The organism is Sphingorhabdus sp. (assembly GCF_023910635.1).
Taxonomy (GTDB): Bacteria; Pseudomonadota; Alphaproteobacteria; order Sphingomonadales; family Sphingomonadaceae; genus Sphingorhabdus_B.
The window spans coordinates 60,404-86,228 of record NZ_JAAVVZ010000012.1 but is presented as its reverse complement, the minus strand read 5'-3'; the positions used below and the strand labels follow the sequence as shown (position 1 = coordinate 86,228).

Genomic DNA, 25,825 nt, shown 5'->3' with positions numbered 1-25,825 from the left:
CGCCCGCGCCATATCCATTTGGTCGGAGGCAAAGCGAACCGGAACGTCGAAACGATATCCAGCGGTCACGACTGCGCCAGCAGGCGGTGCCGCGGCAAAGCTTACGACTCCACCTACCGAGAGCGACCAGCCCGTCGCCGTCACGCCATTCACAGCAACCAGGACCGATGCCGCAACCGGTCGGGTAATACGGCGCACTTGGCCATCCGCCCCATAGGTTTTTAGCAAGGGAAACGCCGTGCGCACACCGTCGCCCAACCCAAGACTTTGATTCAACATATTGGGGTTGCTCGTCATCCCGTTCGAGCTGTTATCGAACGGGTCAGTGAAGCGAAACCCGACTGCCGGACCACGCCGTGCGCGAAAGAAAGACAGTAATTGCCCCAACTCCGCTTCGGACCGCACGCCCGGACCAACATCATAGCTTAAACGCGCATTGCTCCAACTGCTGTTGCGCCGTTCATGGCCCGAAAGCGTGGTCACAACATTGGTTGAAAATGCGGCAGTCACTTCTGCCTCACGCCCGATTTGCAGCGGAAAAAGCACGTCTTCAAATTCCTGCACCGCGTCCTCCTGTTGTCCAATTTCAAAATAGGTAAAGCCATCGCGCGCGATCTGCGGCAGCGCCCAGACATAAGTTTGTGCCGCACCGCGCGCCCGGCTTTGCGCTGCGGCAAAGGCAATTTCGCGCCATTGCGCTGTGTCTTCGGGCCGAAGGACGAAGCCGGTGAAATAATGCTGCTGCGCGACAGGATAACCCAGGCGCGTCGCCATCAACGGAACCGCCCGCCGCGTCGCCCCATGATTGCCCGTGATAACCCAGTCATAATCTTCCAGTTGCAACACATCGAACGCGGGCTTTGCCCAGTCCAATGGCACATTTGCGCGCATTGCCTCAGGCGCATCGGCCTCCAGCACCGTCGGCAAATACACCAGCAATAAAGTCTGCGCGCTTAAGCTCCCGGCTTCCGCCCGCACGGCATCGCAGATCGATGCTGTGGACGCGGCGAGCAATTCCCCGGCCCGATCCAGCATCGCCTTTTGCGCCGCCGTTTTGGGGCCCTTTATACTCGCGATGCTCACCGACAGCGCCCCAAAGGCTGCCGTCGCCGCCGTATCATATAGGCAAATCCGCCCGTCGGGCATGATCCACCACCACGGCTCGCCTATCTGGAACTTCACCGGCAATCCGGCGTCTTTCAATATCGCGACAAAGGCCCGCGCAACGGCCTTCAGGTAATTCATCGCGCCTGCATGCGCTGGCGACAACAATGTCGATGGCGGCTCCCAACCCGTCAGCGCCGGGTCACCGTTGGCCGCGCGTTGTTTCCAGTCATTCCAGCTGTGCGCGTCGAACAATTCATAACTTAACGAAAAAATCAGGTCGAACCCAAGCATCTTGGCTTGCGCGGCAAAGCTACTGTGCCAAGCGATGCAGGGCATATTCAACGCCCCGCCCGTTAAGCTTACATAATGCGCATTGCCCAGCTTTTCTAACCGAAAATAATGGCTCATGCCGACATAATGGTTGATCGTCCCGCGATAGCCCAAAGCGTGGATTTGCCGCAAGAGCCGTGCTGGCGTCTGGTTATAGGCATCATCATAGCCCGTCGCCATTTTCAGGTCATGTTCGGGGATCATCACATCACCCGTATCGAGCATCACGCCCGCGCCATCGCAGCGGATTTCGGACAATTCGACCCATGCTGAGGCTGGCGCAGCAAGGTTGCCCGGCTGGCCCGTATAGCTTGGCGGAACGAGCGAAATGAACATCCGGTCAATGTCGCCCGCAAACACAGGGTCGCCCTCTTGCGGCAATAAAAACCCGCCAGAAAGATCGCTAAAATCGAGGACAATCTCTGCCTCCTGCGGCGTGCCAACGGCATAATTCCACAACCGCACATACCAGCTTTTGGCCGCACCATTGGCGTCGCGGCCAGATATGGTCAGCGTCGGCCCGTTGACGGCATTTAACGGCATGATGCCTTCAGACCGCCACCGGAAACTGATGGTCAGCCGTCGGTAATCGCGGTTGGTTTCATAAGCGAGCAATGGGTGGTCCCATGCATCGACGCTGTCCCAGATCAAGCCCGCCAGATCATCACTGCGATAAAATACCGCGTCTGCGCGCAAGGATTCCGGGCCAGTCGTCACCACCGACGCCATCATCGGGCGTGGAAAATTCACGGTCCAAAAGCGCGGGTCGAAGCGCATGACGGGAGATGATTTTTGCTGCCGCCTTCTGTCGCATAACCAATATGCCATGGCTCAATCCCGCGCCAGGGCTTGGCGGACGGCACGCGCGACATGGCGCGAGGACCGTTCAAGCGCAGCAGGCGCAGTGCCACGTGAATCCGACACGTTGATCGTCATCCGCACAACTGTCGGCGTACCGGACGCGGCAGACGCCTCAATACGCCCGCTGCTCGTGGGGACAAACAACTCAGGCCCGCGTTCACCGACACGATAGGCCCGGCCCGGCGACACGGGGCCGCCCGTCGCACGGCCCGGCGCACCCAATGCTGCGCCAAGCAATGTCCCCAATGTGCCAAGCAGGTTGCCAGCGCCGCCGCCACTGCCCCCATTCAAACCCGAACGAATGGCAGCAGCCGCAATTTCCGATAACACCGACAACGCCACACGGCGTAAATCTTCAAAGCTGAATTTGCCGCGTTGAATTGCGCTCGTCAGCCCGCGTTCAAGCGCGGCCCCGGCGCGTTCCAACCCGTCGGTAAATGGCCCGTCGAGTTCCGCGCGCATCGCGGCAACATCGCTCGCAAAGGCGCGGGTGTCGGCGCGCACAGACACGACCAGCCGATCAATTTCTTCATCCATCATGTCTCTCCGCTTGCGCTATCTGGAAACCGCGTCATCAGTCGGTGAATAATGTCTGGGCTTGGCGGCGCTTCGCCATCGCCCGCAATCGCTTGCGATATGCCCAGCAATTCGGCGGGTGTGGCGTTCCAAAAGTCATCGGGTCGCCACCCCAATGTCAGGGCCGTGCGCGCCGCCAATTGGGCCGCGACATCGGCAAAGGTCATTGCCCGCTCAATATCTGGCCAAGTAGAGTTTTCAGCGCGGGCGTCATCGCCGAAAGCCCGACCTTGGCAACGCTTTCGCTGAACCTATCGCGCGTCATTTCGGCGTCGGCGTTATAAAGGCAATGCCAAAATAGGGCGACCATTTCGGATAGCTTCAAATTGCCCGCCGCCGCCCGTTCCACCAGCGCGAACAACGGTCCAAGCTCCTCCTCTGCCGCCACCAACGCCGCAAAGCTTGGGCGCAAAACCACCGCCCCGCTTTCCAGCAATAACGACGCTTCGCCGCGCGCTGCATTTGCCGACCGCCTCATAAGGACGTTACCTGTCCGCTGCTTTCAAGCGCCAGCGTGTAGGACCGCTCCCCATTGAAATCGCCGGCATAATCGAGCCGTGCGACCAGAAATTTTCCGCGCAGCTGCTCCCCACCTTCAAAGCTTAACTCATAATCATCCAACTGCCCCGAAAGGGCGCTGTTTTTGATCCGCGTCTCAGCAGACGACCCTGTAAAAACGCCTGCCCCGGACACCGACACCGACCGCACACCTGCGCCCGACAACAGCTCACGCCACGCGCCGCTGCCCTTATGGGTGATGACCACCGGATCGCCATTGATCGACAATTGCGTGGTGCGCAGGCCAGCGACCGTTGCGTACACTGGTGGCGTTGCGCCATTGCCAACCTTCAACAGGAAGGCGCTTCCTTTTTCTACTGGCATATGCCCTTATCCTTTCAAGAATGTCCGCGCATCGGCGGAGAAATTATGTGATTTAGACGGCGAGCAATCGAACACGGTGCTCGACCAGCCCCGCCCATGGCCCCGCCGGATCGCGCAGTATGATCGACCGCAGGAAGACAAAGCTCGCTATACGCCAGCCAGGCAAATCACGTGGGATCGCCAGTAAGGCATCGTCGACATGGCCCATAAGGTCCGTGAGCCGCGACGCGGCCTCGCCATCATCCCACACCGTAAACGCCAGCCGGATTTCACGCCCCTGCTGCGTCTTCGTCCCCCAATCGCCCACCAACCCGTCGGTGACCGCGACATAAGGAAAGGCAGCGCGGGGCGGCGGGCCGTCATAAATGCCCTTCAGTTGCGCGGCCAACACCGGGTGTGCCGATAGCGCCGCCACGGCAGCGGCTTGCAAGGCTTGCACTGCATCACTCATCGTCCGAAATTCCTTAATTGCGCGTCGTCCAGCATCCGGCGGCGCAGGTTTTTGGCCACTAAAGTTACGCCTTCGTCACTGCGTTCGGCGCGCACGCCTTGCGGCAAGTCAGTTGCCATCAATCGGTCGCTGATCCGCTGCACGCGGGCTGCTCCCAAGACGTCGGCTTTGGCCGTCAGGCGGTCGGCGTTCATCGCACTTCTTCGCAGGTCAGGTGCATTTGACCGGGCGTCTGCGGATCACTTAAGGCCCCGCGCACCGCGAGATATTTTCCCCGCCATGTCAGCCTTGTGCTTAGGCCAAGCCCTTCGCGTTTGCGCAACGTCACCCGCCAACGCGGCAGTGCCGACAAGGCATCACCGCGCGTCAGATCGGCGGGCATTAACGGTGAAACCGCCGCCCATGCCTGCCCATCATAGCTGTAATTGCCTACCGCGCCTGCGCGGCTGTCGCGTGTGCTCAGGCGCGTTTCAATCACGACACGTTCGCGCAACGTGCCTGCAAATTCCCCGCTCATGGCAATTGTATCCGGCGGAATGGCAGCAACAACGCCAGCGCAGCGGCAGGTGGGCCAGCATCATCGCTCGCATCACGGTTGTTGTAAAAATATGCCGTCAGCCGCAGCAAGCCAAGCCGAAGTGACTCCGGCAGACTGGCCCAATTGGCCGATAGGCCAGCGATAAGCGATACCTCCGCACGTCCCGCAATGCCGGGCTGTAGCACCCGGAAATAGGCTTCTCCGCGTGAGCTGATCTTTGCCTCCCACGCCGACGCTGCCATGGGAAAGCTTGCGCCCTCTGCCGGAATGCCCGTTACGCCCACGATTGACTGCACGGGCATGGCTTGCAGTATTTGCCAGCCCGACCCTGTCGTGACCATATCCTTTGCACCACGACGGATCAGTATCTGCCGCGTGAACTGCTCGGCATGTTCAACGGCGGCGACGGCGCAGGCGGCAAGCACATTGTCATCGGTGCCCGCATCGACACGCACATAGGCCCGAACCTCGGCCAGCATGACGCTGTCGAGGCCGAGCGGATCAAGGCTCAACATCTGATGTTCCTTTGAAATTGGGGAAGACGCGCTACCGGGGTTGCGCTATTTTAGCCATATCGGCCTTTGATGTTATGTATTTTAACCAAAAACGGCCTCTGCCCATCAACGCAACGGGCAGAGGCCAAAATATTTACGTCAATGAAAAGCGCATCAATTTGATCGCCGCCGAATTGATCAGCGCGCCACCAATGCGCTTTGTTGCGTAGAAATGGACATAAGGCTTGTTCGAATACGGATCGCGCAAGATATTGGTCTCGCTCCGTTCGGCAATCAAATAGCCCGCCTTGAAATTGCCAAAGGCAATCGACAGGCTGTTTGCCGCTATGTCCGGCATGTCTTCCGCTTCAACGACCGGATAGCCCATCAACGTATCCGGCTGTCCTGCGGCGAGGCCCGGTTGCCAGATAAACGCGCCATCGGTCGTTTTGAACCGGCGAATAATCGACAAGGTGGACGCATTCATGACCCAGCTTGCCCCCTGCCGATAGGGCGCGCGCACAGCGTGCACCAGCTCCACCAACTTGTCTTGCGGATTGGTTGCGGCAAAGCCGCCCGCCACGCCCGTCGGCACATATTGCAACGTGCCAAAGGGCCGCGTCGTATCACTTGTCGTCGCAACCGGCGCGGTCAGAAATCCGCGCGGGCGGTTGGTGCCATTGCCGTTGATGAATGCCGCGCCTTCGGCCTTGGCAAATTCGGTAGCAATTTCATCCGCTAGCCAGGCCTCCACATCAAATGCGGCATCATCCAGCATCGCCTGCGTCGCCGCCGGATTGGCGTACAGGTCGCCAAAGCTGGGGACGATTTCGTTGAATGTCGGCGTCGCCGTTTCCGGACGCGCCGCCGTTTCTGCGGCCCAGCCCGATGTCACGCCATTTTGCGTCACCAGCTTGCGATAGCCAGCCGACCCCACGCGCACCACGCTCGAAATCGCGCGAATGGGGGAGATTGATTTCAATACGCTGTCGATAACTTCGTCAATTTCGCGCGGCACGGCAAAGCCGCCATCGGCAGGCGTTGCGCCATGGAAGCTTTTCAACTCCACCTCCGACCCGCGCCGCAAATAGCCATCGACAAAGGCCGACCGCGCCGGGTCAGCGACCTTGCCGCCCGACAAAACGGGCCGCGTCACCGCCACCGCCGGCACCGCCCCGTCAAAGACGGCGTCCAGATTGTCTGCTTTAGTTTCATAATCCATGTCATTCTCCTTGTGTGGACTGAGTAATGTCTGTGATGTTTGGTCCGCTCGCTTCCACCGCCAGCACGCGGGCGAGCGGTTGCATGGGGGTGGCAACGACGCTGACTTCGATGAGGTCGAGGTCAGTTAGCTCCCGATATTCCTGTTGCTGCATCGCGCGCACGCGGTAGCCGAAGGACAGGCCGCTGCCCGCCTGCACGACGGCGCTGTCATCATCGAGTTGCGCGATCACCCGCAGGCCGCGTGCATCCTCGCTTAGGCTTTCGACAAAGCCGATGCGGCGGCGTTGGTCATGCTGCCACAATAAGGGCAAGCCCGCCTTTGCCGCACGCGCAAATGCCCCCTTGCGAACAATATCCCCGCCCTTGTCCGGCGCATCGAAGATCGCGGCATAGCCCGCCAGCCTCATTGGCTGACCAATCCGGGCAGGCCCAATCTGAACGCAATGCCGATCAGCAACAACGCCAACACCATCCGCACGACCCAGCCAATCGCCGCCTTGCGCGCCGAGCGTTTGGCGTCGCGCCATGCGGACAACAGCTCGCGCAATTCGCCCATATCCTTGGCGGCGCTGGCGTCATCCAGCCCCAACCCGGCCAGCGCACGACGCGCACCGGTTTCGGAGGCCTGCTCCAGCAGACCTTGCAAATTATTCTCAACCATTGATGTTTCCTATGTGTAAATCGGACCTAAACAGGCTCTATCCGCCGTTAAGGGTCGCGCGATCTGCGCAGCTTCATGCATGGTGCAGGCGGCAACTGTTCAGGTCGCCGGATCCTCATCGTCGTCGGGAAAATCGTCCAATGTCAGTTCACGGAAATTTCCGTCCGACTTGGGGTAGATAACAGGCTTGTCGCCATAACGTGCACGCAATGCGCGCCCCCGACGTTCATAACTGAATTCCTCAGGATCTAATTGATCAGGGTATAAAAAGCGGACTTTGAACGCTCCGTCTTTTACTTCATAATGAAGCACGGTCCATTTCTTATCCGCCTCGGCGAACTTCCAAAGGTCGAACAATGCGTCAAACAGCTCGTCACTCGGATCGTAATAGACCACTTGTTCGCCTTCATCGTGGAAAACACCTGCTTCACAGGAGCCTTCGGTCACTTCGGCATACATATAACTATCATCGGGGTGCTGATCGAGAATGTCGGCCAGATGCTGCCCAATGCCGTTAAGCATATCGCCCATTTCTTCGGTTGCCATGCCAAATCTCCTATTTGTCGTTGCGCAAACGTTCGATTTCACCCACTGGAAATGCAGCGCCATTTAGGTTGCGGAATTCTAATCTTCGTCGGGCAAATCGTCCAGCGTCAGTATACGGAACTTTCCGTCCCGCTTGGGGTAGATGACAGGCTTGTCGCCATAGCGTGCACGAAGAGCGTCCTGCCGATAGTCAAGCGAGTCCCATTCATCCTCGAGATCATCGGTGTATATGAACTCGGCATCGAAACGGCCGTCCTTGATATCGTACAGCAGCATCGACCATTTCTTGTCAGGCGGCGCGGCGTCCCATAATTCCAATATGGTGTCATGTGTTTCATTGCCAAATTCACGATAGATGACTTGTTCGGGCAGATTCTCGAAAATTGCGCCGCCGGTCATTTGATCCGCGGCTTCGATGAATACAAAAACATCGTCGGGAACTTTACCCAGAAAATTTGCCACTTGCTGCCCAATTTGATGGAGCAATTCACCCATTTCTTCAGTTGCCATGACTTTCCTCCTATTTTTTGTTGGGCATCCGGCGGATCTCATCAATGCCGCCAATATTTGAAAACACGAATATCCAATCTGGTCGCCGCGAATTTCCGGTGTAATCGGCTTGGATGTCAACAGTGACCCGCTTACCAGCTTTCAAAGCCTTTTTCCATTTGTTTTCAATGATCCGGTACTCGCTGAGATTGAAACGTGCATTCTGGGCAAAATGATTATAGCTGATCTCCGGTCCGCCGAATTCGCGGGCAATGAAATGGCCGCCATGATCGTTCTGTTCACGATTGGGTTTTCCTGCGTTGGTCTGCGCGTCGCGGGATCGTGGCTGATCGGGTTGTAAACGCAACTGACCAGACGCCCGAACCGTCCGATCCTGCTCATCCACCTCAAAATCATAGCCGCCTGCAGAAATTTTCCGAGTTGTCGGCAACGGTCGCTCGACAGGTGTTTCCAAAACTTTCGGAACAGTTGTTCTGACGATTTTCGTCCGGACTTCTATCGGCTTTGCCAATGGTTTGGCGAGCGGTTTTGTCGGTGGCGTGGTAGGTTTGGCCCCATCCCAACTTCGACTCGCTTGATCGCCACCCGGTTCCCCACCACGGAAATTGCCGCCATCATTCTTCGGCTTTGGTGCCTTGGGCTTACCCCACCCCCCCGAAGCACCGCCACCGCCGAAACTTCCGCCACCGCCAGCAAATCTTTGCCCTTGTCCCTTAAATGTGAACTAGCCGTTTTCGGTGTCGTGCCACGGATTGAACTTGAATTCGAGCGCACCCGCTTCGTTCGATATCTCTGACGGCTGCACGGCCGGCGCAAGGCCCACCGCCGCGCGTTTCTCTTCCGCCGTCAAAAAGTCCGCCGCGCCCACTTGCGCCCACAACCGCTCCCGATCTTCGGCCAGCGCAGGGACCGCATCCAAATCCAAGTCCAGTGTCAGGCCGTCAAAATAGGGCCGCAACCCTTGCGCCAGCGCGTCCAAAATCTTGCGCGCCAACGGGATGATGCTCTGGTTCCAAAGCGCCCGGTTCGCCTCGCGATAATTGGCATAAGTCGCATCGCCGGGCAGACCAAGCAGCACCGGCGGCACGCCAAAAGCGAGCGAGATTTCCCGCGCCGCCGCCTCTTTCAGCCCGGCAAAGTCCATTTCCGCCGGGGTCAGCGCCATCGCCTGCCATTTCAAGCCACCCTCCAGCAACATCGGCCGTCCGGCATTGCCCGCGCCTTGGAAACTGGCGGAAAGCTCTTCCTTCAACCGCGCATATTGTTCGCCGTTCAACGTCCCGCTTTCGCCCATGTCATAGACCAAAGCGCCTGATGGCCGCGCGGCATTATCCAGCAAGGCCTTGTTCCATTTCGTCGCCGCATTATGCGTCGCCACCGCGCCCGACGCCGCGCCCAAACAGCCTAGACCATAATGGTCATCGAGCGGGTGGATCGAACGGATATGGATCACATTATCGGCGGGCAAGCGGCTCGCGATCTCGCCTGCTTTATACACAAACGCCGCGGGCCAGCCGCGCATATCGGCTTCAATCGTCATCCGCTCTGGCCGCAGCGCAAACAATTCGGCTGGCCGCCCGTCATTACCCGACAATATCTCGACATAGGCATTGCCGTGCAGCAACAGATGCGTCGCCACCGTCTCCATCAACGCTTGACCCGCCGACGTTGCGCGCACCAGCTCCAACGCGCGCGCATCGCTCGCGGACAACGGCGCGGACGCCAGCCCCTCGGCAATCAACCGCACCGCGCGTTGCGCAATCGCGTTGGACAAATAGCCTTCACGCATCTGCGCCTCATAATGCCGTGGCCATTCGCCCAGGCTACCCAAAGCATATCCGCGCAAGCCCGGCAGACGATCCTGCTGCACACGCGTTTTGGCCGGACGCAGATACCCACGCCCGGCTGATTTCCAACCGAAGATATTCATGATGTTTTCCTAAAACAAAAAACCCCGCCGAAGCGGGGTGTTAGAACGAGTATGCTTGAGCCTGTTAGGCCGCTTTAGCTAACTCTTCGCCCAATCGTTCTGCTGATGGGAACATCGACAGCGCAAAAACTGTCTCCATGCCTAATTCCGATACGACCTCCCTAACAGCCTCTGCGATGGCTGTTAGTATAGCCAGTTCCTCTGATAGTGTCATACTAGCCCTTTCACACTGCTTTCAATGCTGCAGCGTTTTTCTTAGTGAAGCTTAACCAAGCTCCGTGTGCTTCTGTTGCAGCAAACACACTCTTGCTGTCAAGTGCTGTGCCGATAGCCCTAAAAAATACTGCATCTGCCGGGCTCCGCAAATGTATCTTTATATGCCTTGCCTTAAGGCTGGTATCAGAAAGCCTAACAGCACCGTTTAGAAGATGAATAAGTGTGTCTACATATTCTGTTTCCGGCAGATTTCCATAATCTAGCAACGGGCAAACGACTACCTCCCTAATTCGCAGCACCCGTCCAGAGTAACCTTTTTGGGTCGCCAAAATAGCGCAGGCTGACGCATAATATCTTTTGCTGGTCTTGTCATAGAGACCCAACGCCCACTCACTATTCGAATCAGTTTCCGCAAATTTACGAACCATTGATACTGCGGCGGCACCATATGATTCGAAATCATCACCGACTTTAGAGCACTGCTTAGACCAGTCCGTTTCGAGCAAATTCCAACTAGCGTCACTCGTCAGTAATCTTCGCATTTCCATTTTTTCGGCCCACCTGAACGCCTGTAAGCTCAGATCGATACAATCATAATGTTATAATATAAACAGAAATTTTGAAAATGCGCTCAAACTACAACAACCGCACCTGCGGCACCCGTTCTGCTTTGCCGAGCATCAATTCGGTCAAGGCCCATACCAACGCGTCGGCGCGGTCGGGGGAGCGGCCGGGGCCTGCATAGCCGCCGCCTGCGATCAGGCCGCACATCTGGTCCTCCAACTCTTGAAAAACACTGACATGAAAGACGCGCCCAGCTTCGTATAATGTCGCGATTGGTTCGGCGCGGGCGGATTTGCTTTTGCTTGCGTGCGCCCGCTTTATGGGCATCGCAATGTCCGCCGCGCGCAGCACGGTTTCGACCATATTGCCGCCCTGATTATCCTCGGCCACCACGCGGTCGGCCTGCCAAGCCTCCGCCGCCGCCGCGACCGCGCGGGCCCAGCGTTCGGGCGATGCGCCAGAGATGCTATGGTCCGCCAGCACATAAGCGCGTTGATCAACGCCCAGCCCGACCGCGACGATGCCGCACGCGTCGCCATTTTCCGACACCGGCGGGTCAACGCCAATGACCACGCGTTTCAGCTCGGGCGCGCACGCCGCACGTTGCCGCTCAAGCACATCGCGGGACCATAATGCACCAGCGGCATCCGCGATCAGCTCGCCATCCAATTCCTGCCGCCCAAGCCGCGTGCCGGCATAAATCGCACGCACCGATGCAATAAAGTCCGGCGGCAAGTGCATATTGTTATCCGTTGTCCGTCCGCGCGTCACCGCCACCCCCTTTTCCTTATCGAGCCGCCGGACCAAAGGCACCGGACGCGGCGTAGTTGTCGCCATCGCGCGCGGGTTCTGCCCGAGGCGAAGCCCAAGCATCAGATTGTCCCACGCCGCGATTCCGCTAGGCCATTTCGCAATTTCATCGGCCCAGGCAAAGTCATGCTGCGGCCCGCGCAGGCTTTCGGGTTCTGCGCCCGAAAATAACGTCGCCGTCGCCTGATTGGCCCATGTCAAACGGCGCAGGCTGGGTTCATAAGCAGGCCGTTCGCCAAAGGGCAGCGACAACAGGCCGCTTTCGCCCTCGACCATCACCTGACGCGCCTCATTCAAGGTCGCGCCCACCAACGCAAAGCGCGCGCCGGGATGTTGCGCCGCCAATGCGCTCACCCACTCCGCCCCCATGCGCGTCTTGCCATAGCCGCGCCCCGCCATCACCAGCCATATGCGCCAGTCCTCCGGTGGCGCGGCCTGATCATCGCGGGCCCAAAAGTTCCAGCTTTGCGTGTCGGCGATGTTTTTGCGGGTCCAGCGGCGAATGACCTCGACCATCTGTTCATAAGGCAGCGCCAGCAACGCCTGCGCATTAGGCATCGGCATTTGCTTCGCCCTCGCGTTCGGGTTTGGGTTCAGTTTCGGGTTCGGCGCAGGCCGCCGCGCTTTCTTCGGCGCGTTGCCGCATTTGTGTGAGCTTCAGGATCAACTGCGCCTTTAACGTCGCCAAATCGGGCTGCGCGGGCTTGGTCGCAGGGGCGGCAAGCGCGCCGCCCTTCACCGATGCACGGTGCGCGTTGAGCAAGGCAATCGCCAACCGATGCTTTTGCGCCCGCGCTTTCAACGTGCCATCGGCGGTCCGTCCGCTCGCCGCCTGCAGCGCCTCGGCCAGCAAATCGGTCTCCAACCGGGCATAGCCCTCTGCCAAGGCCAGCGCCCAAGCATCGCGAAACGCCGGCGTCCGCCGCCGCTCGGCATAGACCGCACTGCTCTTTACACCTGCCGCCAGTGCAGACGCCGACACATTGGCAGTCTGCGCCAAATGGTCCAGAAAAAGGCTACGGATTTTCAGATTCAACCGCGCATCGGGCACGGGTGTTTTATTGATGGCCATAAAAGCCCTCCTGAGCGCAAAGAAAAAGGGCCGAAGATTGCTCCTCGACCCAATGGGTGATGATGAAAGCGGGTCACATCGCGACTCGCAATTTTCGACTATGACATAAACTAACCTTTTATGGTTACGGTGTCAATAGTTTTTTAGCCTATTTGGTTATATGTAAATACTAGCTTTGGCTGTCTTGGTTGTTAGCGGTGGATCCGGAATACGGATCTATCGATGGATATTCTTAGTCCTGTCGGACGATGCGCACGCTGAGACCATTCGCGCTCAATAATGGGCAAAAACTCTTCAATTCTTTGCTTAGCGAGGCTCTGATGACATTCCATTTCTAAACGGCACAGAGTGTCGGCGCGACCATGTTTACTTTCGAATTTTTGTGCAATTGCTCGAAAATGTTTACAGTTATGCGTTATTAGAACGAGCCCGTTTTCCCGGCAATTAGCTGCGATAACCGGATCGGCAGAGTCGTTTTCCATGGCATCGCGACAACGTGCGACAGTGTGACCGGAATCTCGCAAAAAGTCACCGACGATATCTTCAACGTCGTTGTCAGTAAAAAAGGGAATAATGGGCTTTTTCGTACTCAAGCAGCATCACGGAGCCATTTATGTGCCGCGTCAATATCTCCTAGTTGGAGATCCGGAAACCGATCAATAATGTCACCAGGTAAAAAGCCCAAATTTAAGTACTCGGCGATAGCGGCTACCGGTATTCTAGTGCCGGAAAAAACTGGCTCTGACGAGTGTACGTGCTTTTTACGCACGATAACACCCACCTCGCCGTCGCTCCGTCGATTCATTTTCTGGATATCAGCACGGGCATCAGACGTCACGACTTCCAGAGCGATTTCTGCAACAAACTGCTTGCTGGCAATCTCGCGTTTGCGCCTCGAATCAGGTTCTTCAAAAACCACCCGTCGGTTGCTCACCCACAATTTTTGTGAGGTCCATTTTTCGTCCCCAAGGTGCTCCAACTCTCGTTCGACCCGCTCAAGTTCGTGCATTGGAACGCTAAAAACGTTGCGTAGTTGATTTAAAACTCTGAGCTTTATCAGGTCCCTAAATGAGTAGATAAAGGTAAATGGCTGCCTGGGGTTGTCGCCTACTTTGAATTCGGGCTGGATGAAACCACGGCGGTTCCACCCGCGCAACTGAGTGCGCGACAGACCAGTAAGTCGGCTTACTTGCTCTTCGCTAAAGGCACCGAGGATTTTTGAATTGATCATATTTTCTCCTCCTCTCCTTTAGCCGAAACGGCATGAATTTAATGTGAATCATTTTTTGCAGACAATAGCAAGTGATCCTTCCAAAACTTGAGAGTATTTCCAGCCAGAACACCACGCAAAAACAGCACAATTTGCCATTGCTTACGTCAGGAGGTCGATTAGTGCCACCCGCAATTTTCGACTATGCCTAACTCTAACCCAAAAGAGTTACATTGTCAATGTATATTCACCTATTTGGTTATAACTTCAAGCTACGGCGCACATCGCTGCCCTTACTCCCGCAGCGATTGATACTGGAATGTCGCCCCTCCCCAACCCCTACCCACAACATCCTTTCGCATCTCCCCCACTTTTCGTCGGTGCCGCAATCCAGATGGCACGCGTTCTTTTTGAATTTGTCGCTCTGGAGCTCCTTGCGGAAATCGATTTGGTCTTTCATAAAGTTAGCTGATGCCAGATAAATTCTTGTTCGCTGACGAGGCAGGGTGCTTCACCTTTAATCGCGGCCAAAATGTTAGCAAATATTTCATCCTCTGCACCGTCAGTATGGATGACTGTTCACTTGCATCGGATTTGCTTGATTTGCGTCGGAGGCTGGCGTGGGACGACAAACCACTTGGGGAATATTTTCATGCATCTGAAGACAAGCAGGATATACGCGACGCCGTATATGAAACTATTCTAAAAAAGCCATTTAACGTTCAAGCCACAATTATGGAAAAGTCGAAAGCGCAGCCAAAAGTGCGAGAAACCAAAGAGCGATTCTATAAAACGGGTTGGTATTTTCACTTCAAATATGGCGCCGGCAAAGAGATTGCCAAGGAAGATCTAGCCTTGGTTACTACCGCCTGCTTAGGGACGCGTCGCGAACAAGCAGCGTTTAAAGAGGCTGTTGATGATGTCATGAGACAAACAGTCAAAGCGGCCAAATGGAAAACCGATTTTATGCCTTGCGCGGCAGACCCCTGCTTGCAGGTGGCCGACTATTGTGCATGGGCAATCATGCGGAAATGGGAGCGCGGAGACACGCGGTCTTACGACATGATCAAGGATCGCGTGACATACGAATATGACGTATGGGAAAAGGGAACTGATCACCATTACTAAAAGTACGACCCGCGAAATCCGCAATCTTGGCTATCTTACGAAGTGCTCCCAGAGCCCTTATCGCCAAGCGAAGGTCGTACCATTGTTACTATGCCAAAACTGATCGAAAGTCCACTACAAAGTTGTAGATAATTATAAGATATAGATTTTTACGGATTCGGCTTGAGTTGCCACATATCCTAAAGCAGCCACAAATCGTCGCGTTATAGTGTCTTTAGGGTCAGTTGGCCCATTATACGTTAGTGATTGCCCCCACCCACAACATCATTTCGCATCGCCCCCGCTTTCGCTACAGCACGTCCATGTCCCGCATCATCCTGTTCAACAAACCTTATGGCGTCTTGCCGCAATTTACCGACAAGGGGACCGAGGGCTCGCCGCGGCCCACCTTGTCGCAATTTGTGGATGTGCCCGGCGTCTATCCGGCTGGGCGGTTGGATATGGATAGTGAGGGGTTGATGCTGCTGACCGATGATGGCCGGTTGCAGGCGCGGATTTCGGACCCGAAATATAAAATGGCCAAAAGCTATCTGGTGCAGGTGGAGGGCGAAGTGACCGACGATGCGCTGGCGCAATTGCGGCGCGGCGTTTCGTTGAAGGATGGCTTGACCCTGCCGTGCGAAGCCGAGCGGATTGCCGACCCCATGCTCTGGCCACGCGACCCGCCGATCCGCGTGCGGCGCTCGGTACCCGATAGCTGGATACTACTGACCATCCGTGAAGGCCGCAACCGCCAGGTTCGGCGCATGACGACTGCGGTCGGGCACCCGACATTGCGGCTGGTCCGGCGCGCGATTGGCGAATGGACGATGGATGGCCTTGCGCCGGGAAGCTGGCGCGAGGTTGAAGGCTAAGCCGCCGCCCTCAATCCGTTACCGGCCGCGCGATGCGCTTGCCCTTGGTCCGGCTTGTCAAATGAAACTCCCCGCACCGGTCGCAGGCATAATGCCGCAGCGTGATTGTCGCCTTTGCAATCGCCAATAGCGCGTCTGCCTCTGACACATAACCCGCTTTCTTCGCGCAAATGCTTAGGGTCAGGACCACTTAAATCCACCTTCGCGGCGTCAAAATGGCAAAGATATCGAAGGAAAATGTCCGCCGTAGGCAGTCATTCTGCCTGCAAGGGCATTTTGCTTTGAGATCGAAGCCATTTTGACGTCCTTCGGATTTGACCCATACTGTCCATTGCCACGTTGGCAAGCTTGGACTTAGAACCACTAAGTCCTGCGCTTACCGCCTTGCACTGAACAGTATGGCCTCAAACCGCGAAGGTGGATTTAAGTGGTCCTGACCCTAACCGCGTGCGCAGATCAATCCTCGCTGTCGAACGCGATGCAGCCATTGTTGCAAAGCTGCGTGAGGAGATCGATGGCCGCCGCGCTGCCCGCCAGTGCGACGTCGAGAACCACGCTATCCGCAGCGCACAACGCTTTCGCCAAGGCCGCCGTCTCGCCAATGCAGTCGAAACAGACACCATCGGTAAACAGCATGAGAGCGTCTGTGTCCTTGGCCCCCGCGATAAACGCCAATCGGCTCGCCGGATTACGCGACAGCGGCACTTGCGCGTTGATCGCCGCCCGCACGTCCTCCGGCGCAACGGGTATTTCGGGCCGCCAATCCATGTCGGGATATTTGGGCGTGCTGTTGAAGGTGCCGAACCAGCGGGCGAAATGGGCAGGGTCGGACAAGGATTCCAGCATCATGTGCTGCAAGCGGTTCAGCGCGCCGGGTAAAATCTCCCCCGCATTGGCCTGAGCCTTCAAATCCGGGTCGCGATAAAGTTCATCGTCCTTTATGCCGTCCAGAACATCATCGACATAATGCCCCAAAAGGTCGCCACGCGATGGTGCGCGGAACCCGACCGAGTAGGTCATGCAATCCGAACCCACCGCGACGCCATTATGCGATATGCCCGGCGGGACATAAAGGATATCGCCGGGTTCCAACACCCATTCCTCGGTCGCCTCAAATGCCGCGAGCAACTTCAAATCCTCATGCGGCAGCAACAAAGTATCGGCGTCGCAGTGCGCCCCGATCTGCCAACGGCGGCGGCCAAGCCCTTGGATGAGGAAAACATCATATTGGTCAAAATGCGGTCCAACCCCGCCTTGGTCGGCGGCGAGGCTGACCATCACATCGTCGATACGCCAATTGGGAATGAAACGAAACGGCGCGATCAGGTCGGCGACGGCGGGCACATGATGGTCGACCGCTTGCACCAGCAACGTCCAATGGCTTTCATTAAGGCCAGCCAGCCGTTCTTCGGCCAGCGGACCTTGCTCCATCGCCCAACCGGCATCGGTTTGACAAATCAGCCGCGATTCAATTTCCTCTTCGCACGCCAGCCCCGCCAGCTCGTCAGGCTCCAGCGGGTTTTGCCAGTCGCGAAACGCATTGCGGATCAGCAGCGGTTTTTTCTGCCAATATTCCCGCAAAAATTGGTCGATGTCGAAATTTTGAAAGTCCATGACGTCGCGCTGTGGCCTAAAGCGGTAAAATGCAAGCGTCAGCGCGCAAACACATTGGCGTCGTCGGCAAAGGCCTTGAACTCCAACGCATTGCCGCTTGGGTCATAAAAAAACATCGTGGCTTGTTCGCCCACTTGCCCCTTGAACCGAATATGTGGCTCGATGCCGAACCGGACGCCCGCCGCCTTTACGCGTTCGGCCAATGCCGCCCATTGGTCCATGTCCAAAACAACGCCGAAATGCGGAACGGGGACGTCATGCCCATCCACGGGATTATGCGACGATACGCTGCGCGCCGACGGGTCTAGATGCGCAACAATTTGGTGGCCGAAAAAGTTGAAATCGATCCATTGGTCGGACGACCGCCCTTCGGCGCAGCCCATGGTAAAGCCGTAAAAATGCCGCGCTTCGGCAAGATCGTGGACGGGAAAGGCCAGATGGAACGGACGTAAGCTCATTTTGATGTCACCGGCTTGGGCAAAGGTTTGTCGATGCTGTCGGCACTAGCAAGCTCCGCCGTCATTTGCACGGCGCAACTGTTGATCCGCGCCAGATCGCTTGGCCGCTGAAATTCGGCTTTGGCAGCTTCAGACAACGCGACCGCGACCAATTCGCGCGGTTGCCCGCTTTGCGTGGTGACGCGATTGCCGACAATGCCCGCCCATCTTTTACCCGATTGGCGCACGTCGGGCGCATCGGCTGGCGCCGTGCCTGTCCGCTGTTTCTCCGCCAAGGTCGCCAACACGGCGACGCAGGCGATATCGCCTTGATGGGCATCGGTGAGCGCAGAAGGGGTGGCGGCAAGCGCGATGGCGAAAAATATCATGTGCCCGGATTAACAGCCAAAGCCTGAACTGCAAGCAACGACGATGTTTGCCCGATTGCATTTGTCACATACGACGGGCAAAGGCGGGGCGTGCAGAAAATCTCCGCCCTGCTTCATCGTTTTCCGCGCTGGGCCGCTATTGGCGCTGGTGCATTGTCGGCTTATGGATTTGCGCCATGGGGGCTTTGGCCGTTAACGCTCGCGTGCTTTGCGTTGCTCATCCACCTGATCGCGCATGCCCAAAATACAAAGCGCGCTTTCATTCTTGGCTGGCTGTTCGGGGTCGGGCATTTCACCTCTGGCAATCAATGGATTGCGGTCGCATTCACCTTTCAGGCGGCGATGCCGATCTGGCTTGGCTATATCGCCGTGGTCGCGCTGGCGCTGTATTTGGCGGTTTATCCGGCCTTGGCGGCGGCGGGGGCCGTTTGGATACGTCACCTTGCGGCGAAAATCCTTCGTCATTCCCGCGAAGGCGGGAATCCAACGCCTGAGCCGCCGATTGAACCTGATGGTCAGGCGTTAGGCTCCCGCCTGCGCGGGAGTGACGATGTGCGAAACGGCCCTGATTCACTCCCGCTCATCGTGGCCTTTGCTGGCCTGTGGATCATCACCGAATGGCTGCGCAGTTGGGTGTTCACAGGCTTTATCTGGAACCCGCTCGCGGTCGGATTTGTTTCGCACTGGTTTGATCTTTGGCTTCCGACAATCGGGACCTACGGCGTTGGGGGGCTGATGATCTTGGCCAGCGGTGCGATGGCGCTGCTCGGCAGTCGACGTTGGACAAACGGATTTGTTTTGGCGGCGATTGTCGGCGTGGCCATTTTGTCGTCGGTCAAAATTTATGTGACGGAGCCGTCGCTCAACGCGCGAACCGCCGTCACCGTGGTGCAACCCAATATCTCCCAAGCCGACAAATATGCGCCCGGCTATGACGCGCTGAATTTCGCCAAGCTGGCGATGAACAGCCGCCCGTTGCCGGACCAAGCGCCGCGCCTGATCCTTTGGCCAGAGGCGGCAATTCCGGATTATCTGGAGGACGGATATCCTTATCGTTATTATCAGGGGCAGGCTGGCGAAAGCGCCGCCGGTGCACGCGCGCGGCTCACCACGCTGATGGCCGATGGTGATGTGTTGGTGACGGGTGCAAATCGGCTTGTTTTTGAAAAGGGCCAATTGGTTGCCGCGCGTAACAGCGTTTCCGCCATGGACGCCTTTGGCCGTATTCTGGGCCATTATGACAAGGCACATCTGGTGCCTTATGGTGAATATCTGCCGATGCCCTGGCTGCTTAGGCCACTTGGCCTCGCCCGATTGGTGCCGGGCGATCTTGATTTCTGGCCTGGCCCGGGTGCGCAGACAATCACCGTAACCGTTGACGGCAAGCCGGTGAAAATTGGCATGCAGGTCTGTTATGAGATTATTTTTTCCGGCCAGACGGTTGATCGCAAGAATCGGCCCGATTTCATCTTCAACCCGTCCAACGACGCTTGGTTCGGCAATATCGGCCCGCCGCAGCATCTGGCTCAGGCCCAGTTGCGCGCGATTGAGGAAGGCCTGCCCGTCATCCGCGCAACGCCCACGGGGATCAGCGCGATCATCGACGCGGATGGCCGGATCACGCAAAGCCTGCCCTTGGGCACCGATGGCCGCATCGATGCGTTTTTGCCGTTCGCCAAAGCACCAACCCTGTTCGCGCGATTTGGCAATGTCATTCCGCTGGCTTTTGCTGGGCTGTTAATCCTTGCGGCGTTGTTACCGCTTGCCCGCCGTCGCGGTTAAGGCTAAGGGCGCGTCACGATATAAAGAATTCTTTATACGCAGACACAGCAATAGACTGGAAAAACCATGCGCTCAAATTACCTTTTCACTTCCGAATCCGTGTCCGAAGGACATCCTGACAAGGTTGCGGACCAGATTTCCGACGCCATTGTCGATCTGTTTTTATCCAAAGACCCCGAAGCGCGCATCGCATGCGAAACATTGACCACGACGCAGCTTGTTGTGCTCGCGGGCGAAATTCGCTGCAAGGGCGTTTATGAAAATGGCCAATGGGCCGAGGGTGCCAAGGCAGAGATCGAGGCCACCGTCCGCCGCACCGTTAAGGAAATCGGTTACGCGCAAGACGGCTTCCATTGGGAAACTTTGCGCTTCGAAAATAACCTGCATGGCCAGTCTGCGCACATTGCGCAGGGCGTAGATGCCTCGGGCAACAAAGACGAAGGCGCCGGCGACCAAGGCATCATGTTTGGCTATGCGTCCACCGAAACGCCCGACCTGATGCCAGCGACGCTGGATTACAGCCACAAGATCCTTGAGCGCATGGCCGCAGACCGCCATTCGGGTGCTGCGCCTTTCCTTGAGCCCGATGCCAAAAGCCAGGTTACCTTGCGCTACAACAATGAAGGTAAGCCAGAGGCCGCAACCGCTATCGTCGTGTCCACGCAGCACGCGCCGGGATATGACCAAGGCGAGAAAGAAGCCGAACTGCACAATTATGTGAAGGGCGTTATTGCCGACCTGCTTCCCGCCAGCTTGCTGACCGAAACCGAATATCACATCAACCCGACCGGCAGCTTCGAAATCGGCGGGCCCGACGGCGATGCTGGTCTGACTGGCCGCAAAATCATTGTCGACACCTATGGCGGCGCAGCCCCGCATGGTGGCGGCGCGTTTTCGGGCAAGGACCCGACGAAGGTCGACCGTTCTGCCGCCTATATCACGCGCTATTTGGCCAAGAATATCGTTGCCGCTGGCCTTGCGACACGCTGCACCATTCAGCTCGCTTATGCCATTGGCGTATCCAAGCCTTTGTCGCTTTATGTCGACACGCATCGTACCGGCACGGTCGGCGATGACCAGATTGAAGCCGCCATCATGGCCATCGAAAAACTGGGTGGCCTCACCCCGCGCGGTATCCGCACGCATCTTGGCCTGAACAAGCCGATTTACCGCAAGACTGCCGCTTATGGCCATTTCGGCCGCAAGCCCGAAGGCGACTTCTTCCCATGGGAGCGCACGGACTTGGTCGCAGATTTGAAAGCTGCTTTAGGGTAAGGACCACTTAATTAAACTTGCAGGGTGGCGGCCGAAAGTTTAGCCGCCACCCGCATGACTGCGAACAAAATCGGTGACCCAACGACGCTGAACCGCCTATATGGCCGTTCAAAGGGCAAGAAGCTGCGTTCGGAGCAGATTGACTTGGTCGACAATCTGCTGCCGCAGATTTCGGTTCCGGACGAAGGCGCGCTGGGCAGCAAGGAATTGTTCGGCGACGACCGCGCGATGCATTTCGAAATTGGTTTTGGCGGCGGGGAGCATTTGGCGTTCCGCGCCGACCTGCTGCCCGATCATGGCTTTATTGGTTGTGAGCCATTTTTGAACGGCGTTGCGCAAGCGCTATCGCATATCCGCGAAGGTGGCTTGCACAATGTGCGCCTGCACATGGGCGATGCGCTGGACATGCTGCGCCGCGTTCCCGACGGGTCATTGTCCTTCGTCTATCTGCTGCATCCCGACCCTTGGCCAAAGGCGCGGCACATAAAGCGCCGGATGATGAATGACGGACCCGTCGATTTGATTGCGGCAAAACTAAAACCCGGCGGAGAATTCCGCTTTGGCACCGATCACCCCGTCTATGTCCGCCACGCGCTGATGATTATGCAGCGCCACCGGCAGCAATTTGATTGGTTGTGCAACAACGCATCCGATTTCCAGAACCGCCCCGGTGGCTGGCCCGAAACCCGCTATGAGGCAAAGGCACGCCGCCTTGGGCATGAAGTCTGGTATTTCCGCTATCGGCGCAAAGAGGCCTAAAGCTATAACAGCCCTGGGCCGAAGATAATCATTCGACGAACTTGGCGCAGCGTTCGACGAGCAACGATGCACGTGGTGCAAGCTGCGAAAAATACGGTATGGAAGGATATGGAAAGAGCTACGTCCCCGCATCCGCTCATTGGCCACCAGGTGGCATTGCTCACCATCACTGGCTTTTGGGCCTTTTATGTGCTAGTTGTGACCCTGCGCGCTGCATTGCTGGACTATAATGCGCAAGCTATCTTGTTCGAACGGCGCTTGATGGTGGCGTTGGCTGGCGTGCTTGTGACCTGGATACTTTACGTCGGGTTGCGCATGGCCGACCGCCGCTCCCTTGGCTTTAGGGTCGGCTGTACCTTCATTGGGGCCATTCCGTGCGCCGTGATATTGGCATCTGCCAATTTCTATATCTTTTACCTTTATGACCCCATCAGCCTGTTTAAAGACCCAAGCATTGGCCGCTCGGTTGAAGATTTGAGAGAAAAACTGGGCCTGTCATTTTGGCAGGAAATTGCCGATATTTCGATTACGCATTATTTTTTCCTGATCGCTTGGGGCGCGTTCTACGTCGCCATTGGCTACGCCCGTGAAGTGCGCGAGGCCGAGCGAAAAATGTCCCGCTTTGCCCAAGCGGCCCAAGATGCCGAGCTGCGTTCCTTGCGCTATCAGGTCAATCCGCATTTCCTGTTCAATACGCTGAATTCGCTTTCCAGCCTCGTCCTGATCGGAAAGCCCAAAGAGGCCGAAGCTATGATCCAGAATCTGTCCAATTTTTATCGGACAAGCCTGTCGTCCGACCCGCTGGAGGATGTGACCCTTGCAGAAGAAGTCGAGCTGCAACGGCTATATCTCGAAATTGAAAGCGTGCGTTATCCCAAAAGGCTGCGCGTCAAAATCGACATTCCAGACGCCTTGATGGGGCAGCACGTCCCGGCATTAATCCTGCAACCTTTGGTCGAAAACGCGATTAAATATGGTGTCTCGCGCACTACCCGTCCGGTAGAATTGACCATCAGCGCGAAGAGTGAGGGCGACGTTCTTATCCTCAGCGTCTTGGATGATGGCGAAGCCGTCGATCCAGACCATGTTGGCGGAAACGGTATTGGCTTGGCCAATGTCCGCGACCGATTGGAAGCACGTTATAAGTCGGCGGCGCGCCTTGATACGCAAGCCATTCCTGGCGGGGGCTTTGTCGCCATGCTGACCTTACCCCTGAACCGGAGGATAGCGCGATGAAGCGGCTGCGAACGTTGATTGTCGATGATGAGCCACTGGCCATTGAGCGCCTGCAAATATTGAGCGCTGATCATCCCATGATCGAAATTGTCGGCACGGCAAATGACGGCGTAGAAGCACTGCGCATTGCCCAGGCATCGACGCCTGACCTGATTTTTCTGGATATCGGCATGCCCAAAATGAACGGCATCAACGCCGCCCGTGCCTTGGGGTTGATGCCCAAAAAGCCCGCAATCATCCTGATCACGGCGTATGATAATTTCGCGATTGAAGCGTTTGACCTCGACGTGGTGGACTATGTGCTGAAACCTGTGTCGAGCGAACGTCTTGGCCGTGCAATCACGCGCGCAACTGGCGCGCCTGAGGCCAAGATGCATGCGCCCGAGCTTTCGGCAAAAACCAATGGTCGTTACGCGCATGAATTTTGGGTGTCCCACCGTGCGGAGCTTATTCGCGTCGCTGTCGCGGATATTGAACGGGTTGAGGCCGAACGGGACTATATGCGGCTGCATACCAATGGCCGCAGCTATTTGCTGCACCAGACGATTTCTGCGCTGGAACAAAGATTGGACCCCGAACGGTTTCAGCGCATTCACCGCAGCCATATTGTGCGCCGTGATCTCATCACGGGACTGCGGCATGAAGGTGGCGGGGTCTGGCATGCGCTGCTGGGCGAAGAACACAGTATGCGCATCGGGCGAAAATATCTCGCCGATGTCAAACGGCTCGCTGGCAAATAAAAAACTCCGGCAGAGGTCTGCCGGAGTTTTATGGAACTGTGATAATTAGTCGGAAGTGGCGCTTGCTGTGCTATTGAGAGCGAAAGGCGTTTAAATCAGGCCAGCGAGCGGACTGGAGGGGTCCGCATACATTCGCCGTCCCATTCTGCCCGCCAAATATGCCATGCGGCCCGATTCGACCGCCAATTTCATCGCCATGGCCATGGCGATAGGATTCTTGGCCTCGGCAATCGCGGTGTTCATCAACACGCCGTCGCAGCCCAGTTCCATCGCCACGGCCGCATCGGACGCGGTTCCGACACCCGCATCGACAAGAACCGGAACCTTCGCGCCTTCGACAATCAAGCGAATGGTCACGCGGTTTTGAATACCAAGCCCCGAACCAATGGGTGCACCAAGCGGCATCACGGCCACAGCGCCTGCGTCTTCCAATTGTTTGGCGGCGATCGGATCATCGACGCAATAAACCATCGGCAAGAAACCTTCCTTGGCCAAAACCTCGGTCGCCTTTAACGTTTCGCGCATATCGGGATATAATGTCTTGGCCTCGCCCAGCACCTCAAGCTTAACCAGATCCCAGCCGCCCGCCTCACGCGCCAGCCGCAAGGTGCGTATCGCATCATCGGCGGTGAAGCATCCGGCGGTATTGGGCAGATAGGTGTATTTTTTGGGATCGATATAATCGGTCAACATCGGTGCCTTGGGGTCCGACACGTTGACGCGACGCACGGCCACGGTGATAATCTGGGCGCCCGATGCCACAAGCGCGGCGGCGTTTTGTTCAAAATCCTTATATTTGCCGGTTCCGACAATCAGCCGCGAATGAAAATTGCGTCCCGCCACTGTCCAGCTATCGTTCGGGGCGCTGTCCTGCCCGCCGCCGACAAAATGGACGATCTCCAACCTATCGCCATCGGCCAGCACAACATCTTCCAACGTTGATCGGGAGACGATCTCCAGATTGCGTTCAACAGCTACCTTGGCCGGATCAAGGCCAATGTCGCGGACAAGATCGGCAACGGTGGCGTGGATGCGAAAACGGCGCAGCTCGCCATTGAGCGTCAGGGCAATAGAATCGGAGGACGGATTAGAGGTCATTTCATCTCGCAATTTTTAATTACCGGCATATAATGACGAGCGAGCTGTGTGTGCAACCGCTGCTTTGACATTATCTGGGGAATATACTTTGGCTGACCAGCCGGTAATCTTTGTTCTGAATGGACCAAATCTCAATTTGCTTGGCACAAGAGAACCAGAAATTTACGGCACAGACACGCTGGATGATATCGCCGGCCATTTGGACGACCGTGCGCGTGCCGCAGGGGCCGTCATTGATTTTCGGCAGTCCAACCATGAAGGCCATTTGATCGATTGGCTGCATGAAGCGCAAGCCGTAGGCGCAAAGGCGGTGCTATTGAACGCTGCTGGCTATACGCACACGTCCATCGCGATCTTGGACGCGATCAAGGCGATTACTGTCCCGGTGTTTGAGGTGCATTTATCCGACCCGCATCAGCGGGAGGCATTCCGGCATTTGAGCTATGTTGGCATGGCCGCAAAAGCGGTATTTGCCGGACATGGCGCAAAGTCGTACGAACTGGCGCTGGACGTAGCGTTACAACTTTGACA

General features: G+C 57.0%; 34 protein-coding genes. 8 read left to right on the top strand and 26 right to left on the bottom strand.

The window, feature by feature from the left end:
- The 21 genes from HEQ34_RS08985 to HEQ34_RS08885 form a co-directional block, all read right to left on the bottom strand.
- A partial coding sequence (locus HEQ34_RS08985; protein WP_296199831.1) for a DUF2460 domain-containing protein occupies window positions 1-2,265 on the bottom strand: 2,265 nt, incomplete at its 3' end.
- 3 nt (window positions 2,266-2,268) lie between these two features.
- Window positions 2,269-2,835 (bottom strand): tail tape measure protein, encoded by a 567-nt coding sequence (locus HEQ34_RS08980; protein ID WP_296199843.1) that lies wholly within the window; start codon window positions 2,833-2,835, stop codon window positions 2,269-2,271.
- The gene (locus HEQ34_RS08975) at window positions 2,835-3,041 is read right to left on the bottom strand and encodes a phage tail assembly chaperone (RefSeq protein WP_296199829.1); all 207 of its coding nucleotides are present in this window, start codon (window positions 3,039-3,041) and stop codon (window positions 2,835-2,837) included. Before HEQ34_RS08975 ends, HEQ34_RS08980 begins: the two co-directional genes overlap by 1 nt.
- Complete coding sequence (locus tag HEQ34_RS08970) at window positions 3,038-3,352, bottom strand: gene transfer agent family protein (protein ID WP_296199828.1); 315 nt, start codon at window positions 3,350-3,352, stop codon at window positions 3,038-3,040. The genes HEQ34_RS08975 and HEQ34_RS08970 overlap by 4 nt, the downstream gene beginning before the upstream one ends.
- A complete protein-coding gene (locus HEQ34_RS08965; protein WP_296199825.1) occupies window positions 3,349-3,756 on the bottom strand; it encodes a phage tail protein in 408 nt (135 codons plus the stop codon). The genes HEQ34_RS08970 and HEQ34_RS08965 overlap by 4 nt, the downstream gene beginning before the upstream one ends.
- A gap of 52 nt (window positions 3,757-3,808) precedes the next feature.
- On the bottom strand, window positions 3,809-4,207 hold the full coding sequence (locus tag HEQ34_RS08960; RefSeq protein ID WP_296199823.1) for a DUF3168 domain-containing protein: 399 nt from the start codon (window positions 4,205-4,207) through the stop codon (window positions 3,809-3,811).
- Window positions 4,204-4,401 carry a hypothetical protein gene (locus HEQ34_RS08955; protein ID WP_296199821.1) on the bottom strand — a complete coding sequence of 66 codons (198 nt, stop codon included), beginning with the start codon at window positions 4,399-4,401 and terminating at the stop codon, window positions 4,204-4,206. Before HEQ34_RS08955 ends, HEQ34_RS08960 begins: the two co-directional genes overlap by 4 nt.
- Window positions 4,398-4,724 carry a head-tail adaptor protein gene (locus tag HEQ34_RS08950; RefSeq protein WP_296199819.1) on the bottom strand — a complete coding sequence of 109 codons (327 nt, stop codon included), beginning with the start codon at window positions 4,722-4,724 and terminating at the stop codon, window positions 4,398-4,400. The genes HEQ34_RS08955 and HEQ34_RS08950 overlap by 4 nt, the downstream gene beginning before the upstream one ends.
- Window positions 4,721-5,260, bottom strand: coding sequence for a hypothetical protein (locus HEQ34_RS08945; protein WP_296199817.1), 540 nt, complete (start codon window positions 5,258-5,260; stop codon window positions 4,721-4,723). Before HEQ34_RS08945 ends, HEQ34_RS08950 begins: the two co-directional genes overlap by 4 nt.
- A gap of 133 nt (window positions 5,261-5,393) precedes the next feature.
- Window positions 5,394-6,461 (bottom strand): phage major capsid protein, encoded by a 1,068-nt coding sequence (locus HEQ34_RS08940; protein ID WP_296199815.1) that lies wholly within the window; start codon window positions 6,459-6,461, stop codon window positions 5,394-5,396.
- 1 nt (window position 6,462) lies between these two features.
- On the bottom strand, window positions 6,463-6,870 hold the full coding sequence (locus tag HEQ34_RS08935; protein ID WP_296199813.1) for an HK97 family phage prohead protease: 408 nt from the start codon (window positions 6,868-6,870) through the stop codon (window positions 6,463-6,465).
- The gene (locus tag HEQ34_RS08930) at window positions 6,867-7,124 is read right to left on the bottom strand and encodes a DUF6127 family protein (protein ID WP_296199810.1); all 258 of its coding nucleotides are present in this window, start codon (window positions 7,122-7,124) and stop codon (window positions 6,867-6,869) included. Before HEQ34_RS08930 ends, HEQ34_RS08935 begins: the two co-directional genes overlap by 4 nt.
- A gap of 99 nt (window positions 7,125-7,223) precedes the next feature.
- Entirely contained in the window at window positions 7,224-7,670 is a 447-nt protein-coding gene (locus HEQ34_RS08925) for a hypothetical protein (RefSeq protein WP_296199809.1), read from the bottom strand.
- Between the two features lie 78 nt (window positions 7,671-7,748).
- Window positions 7,749-8,180 (bottom strand): hypothetical protein, encoded by a 432-nt coding sequence (locus HEQ34_RS08920; RefSeq protein ID WP_296199807.1) that lies wholly within the window; start codon window positions 8,178-8,180, stop codon window positions 7,749-7,751.
- A 10-nt stretch (window positions 8,181-8,190) separates the two neighbouring features.
- Window positions 8,191-8,691 carry a DNA/RNA non-specific endonuclease gene (locus HEQ34_RS08915; RefSeq protein ID WP_296199805.1) on the bottom strand — a complete coding sequence of 167 codons (501 nt, stop codon included), beginning with the start codon at window positions 8,689-8,691 and terminating at the stop codon, window positions 8,191-8,193.
- Window positions 8,692-8,904: 213 nt separating this feature from the next.
- Window positions 8,905-10,110 carry a phage portal protein gene (locus HEQ34_RS08910; RefSeq protein ID WP_296199803.1) on the bottom strand — a complete coding sequence of 402 codons (1,206 nt, stop codon included), beginning with the start codon at window positions 10,108-10,110 and terminating at the stop codon, window positions 8,905-8,907.
- Between the two features lie 224 nt (window positions 10,111-10,334).
- Window positions 10,335-10,832: a hypothetical protein gene (locus tag HEQ34_RS08905; protein WP_296199801.1), complete on the bottom strand. Its 498-nt coding sequence runs from the start codon at window positions 10,830-10,832 to the stop codon at window positions 10,335-10,337.
- Window positions 10,833-10,962: 130 nt separating this feature from the next.
- A complete protein-coding gene (locus tag HEQ34_RS08900; RefSeq protein ID WP_296199842.1) occupies window positions 10,963-12,216 on the bottom strand; it encodes a terminase family protein in 1,254 nt (417 codons plus the stop codon).
- Window positions 12,217-12,250: 34 nt separating this feature from the next.
- Window positions 12,251-12,772, bottom strand: a complete 522-nt coding sequence (locus tag HEQ34_RS08895) for a hypothetical protein (protein ID WP_296199799.1) — start codon at window positions 12,770-12,772, stop codon at window positions 12,251-12,253.
- Window positions 12,773-12,963: 191 nt separating this feature from the next.
- Entirely contained in the window at window positions 12,964-13,365 is a 402-nt protein-coding gene (locus tag HEQ34_RS08890) for a DUF5615 family PIN-like protein (protein WP_296199797.1), read from the bottom strand.
- Window positions 13,362-14,003: a DUF433 domain-containing protein gene (locus tag HEQ34_RS08885; protein WP_296199795.1), complete on the bottom strand. Its 642-nt coding sequence runs from the start codon at window positions 14,001-14,003 to the stop codon at window positions 13,362-13,364. Before HEQ34_RS08885 ends, HEQ34_RS08890 begins: the two co-directional genes overlap by 4 nt.
- Before the next feature lie 450 nt (window positions 14,004-14,453).
- Between HEQ34_RS08885 and HEQ34_RS08880 the strand changes: the two genes are divergently transcribed.
- Window positions 14,454-15,110 carry a DUF3800 domain-containing protein gene (locus HEQ34_RS08880; protein ID WP_296199793.1) on the top strand — a complete coding sequence of 219 codons (657 nt, stop codon included), beginning with the start codon at window positions 14,454-14,456 and terminating at the stop codon, window positions 15,108-15,110.
- A gap of 302 nt (window positions 15,111-15,412) precedes the next feature.
- Window positions 15,413-15,964 (top strand): pseudouridine synthase, encoded by a 552-nt coding sequence (locus HEQ34_RS08875; RefSeq protein WP_296199791.1) that lies wholly within the window; start codon window positions 15,413-15,415, stop codon window positions 15,962-15,964.
- Window positions 15,965-15,974: 10 nt separating this feature from the next.
- Here HEQ34_RS08875 and HEQ34_RS08870 read toward each other — a convergent pair whose 3' ends face one another.
- The 4 genes from HEQ34_RS08870 to HEQ34_RS08855 all read right to left on the bottom strand — a co-directional run bounded on the left by HEQ34_RS08870 (window position 15,975) and on the right by HEQ34_RS08855 (window position 18,404).
- Window positions 15,975-16,112, bottom strand: coding sequence for a hypothetical protein (locus tag HEQ34_RS08870; protein WP_296199789.1), 138 nt, complete (start codon window positions 16,110-16,112; stop codon window positions 15,975-15,977).
- 308 nt (window positions 16,113-16,420) lie between these two features.
- The gene (locus tag HEQ34_RS08865; protein ID WP_296199786.1) at window positions 16,421-17,578 is read right to left on the bottom strand and encodes a cupin domain-containing protein; all 1,158 of its coding nucleotides are present in this window, start codon (window positions 17,576-17,578) and stop codon (window positions 16,421-16,423) included.
- Window positions 17,579-17,616: 38 nt separating this feature from the next.
- Window positions 17,617-18,036, bottom strand: coding sequence for a VOC family protein (locus HEQ34_RS08860; protein WP_296199782.1), 420 nt, complete (start codon window positions 18,034-18,036; stop codon window positions 17,617-17,619).
- The gene (locus tag HEQ34_RS08855; RefSeq protein ID WP_296199780.1) at window positions 18,033-18,404 is read right to left on the bottom strand and encodes a hypothetical protein; all 372 of its coding nucleotides are present in this window, start codon (window positions 18,402-18,404) and stop codon (window positions 18,033-18,035) included. The genes HEQ34_RS08860 and HEQ34_RS08855 overlap by 4 nt, the downstream gene beginning before the upstream one ends.
- A 90-nt stretch (window positions 18,405-18,494) precedes the next feature.
- Here HEQ34_RS08855 and lnt point away from each other — a divergent pair, with 90 nt between their 5' ends.
- The 5 genes from lnt to HEQ34_RS08830 all read left to right on the top strand — a co-directional run bounded on the left by lnt (window position 18,495) and on the right by HEQ34_RS08830 (window position 24,196).
- Complete coding sequence (gene lnt, locus HEQ34_RS08850) at window positions 18,495-20,186, top strand: apolipoprotein N-acyltransferase (RefSeq protein ID WP_296199778.1); 1,692 nt, start codon at window positions 18,495-18,497, stop codon at window positions 20,184-20,186.
- Between the two features lie 66 nt (window positions 20,187-20,252).
- On the top strand, window positions 20,253-21,461 hold the full coding sequence (metK, locus tag HEQ34_RS08845) for a methionine adenosyltransferase (protein ID WP_296199776.1): 1,209 nt from the start codon (window positions 20,253-20,255) through the stop codon (window positions 21,459-21,461).
- A gap of 54 nt (window positions 21,462-21,515) precedes the next feature.
- Window positions 21,516-22,220, top strand: coding sequence for a tRNA (guanosine(46)-N(7))-methyltransferase TrmB (locus HEQ34_RS08840; protein ID WP_296199774.1), 705 nt, complete (start codon window positions 21,516-21,518; stop codon window positions 22,218-22,220).
- Between the two features lie 108 nt (window positions 22,221-22,328).
- Window positions 22,329-23,456, top strand: coding sequence for a histidine kinase (locus tag HEQ34_RS08835; RefSeq protein ID WP_296199772.1), 1,128 nt, complete (start codon window positions 22,329-22,331; stop codon window positions 23,454-23,456).
- Entirely contained in the window at window positions 23,453-24,196 is a 744-nt protein-coding gene (locus HEQ34_RS08830) for a LytTR family DNA-binding domain-containing protein (RefSeq protein ID WP_296199770.1), read from the top strand. Before HEQ34_RS08835 ends, HEQ34_RS08830 begins: the two co-directional genes overlap by 4 nt.
- Window positions 24,197-24,286: 90 nt before the next feature.
- On the opposite strand, the gene thiS is transcribed toward HEQ34_RS08830, so the two are convergent.
- Window positions 24,287-25,294 carry a sulfur carrier protein ThiS gene (gene thiS, locus HEQ34_RS08825; protein ID WP_296199768.1) on the bottom strand — a complete coding sequence of 336 codons (1,008 nt, stop codon included), beginning with the start codon at window positions 25,292-25,294 and terminating at the stop codon, window positions 24,287-24,289.
- 88 nt (window positions 25,295-25,382) lie between these two features.
- Here thiS and HEQ34_RS08820 point away from each other — a divergent pair, with 88 nt between their 5' ends.
- Window positions 25,383-25,823 (top strand): type II 3-dehydroquinate dehydratase, encoded by a 441-nt coding sequence (locus HEQ34_RS08820; RefSeq protein WP_296199766.1) that lies wholly within the window; start codon window positions 25,383-25,385, stop codon window positions 25,821-25,823.
- Window positions 25,824-25,825 lie beyond the last annotated feature (2 nt).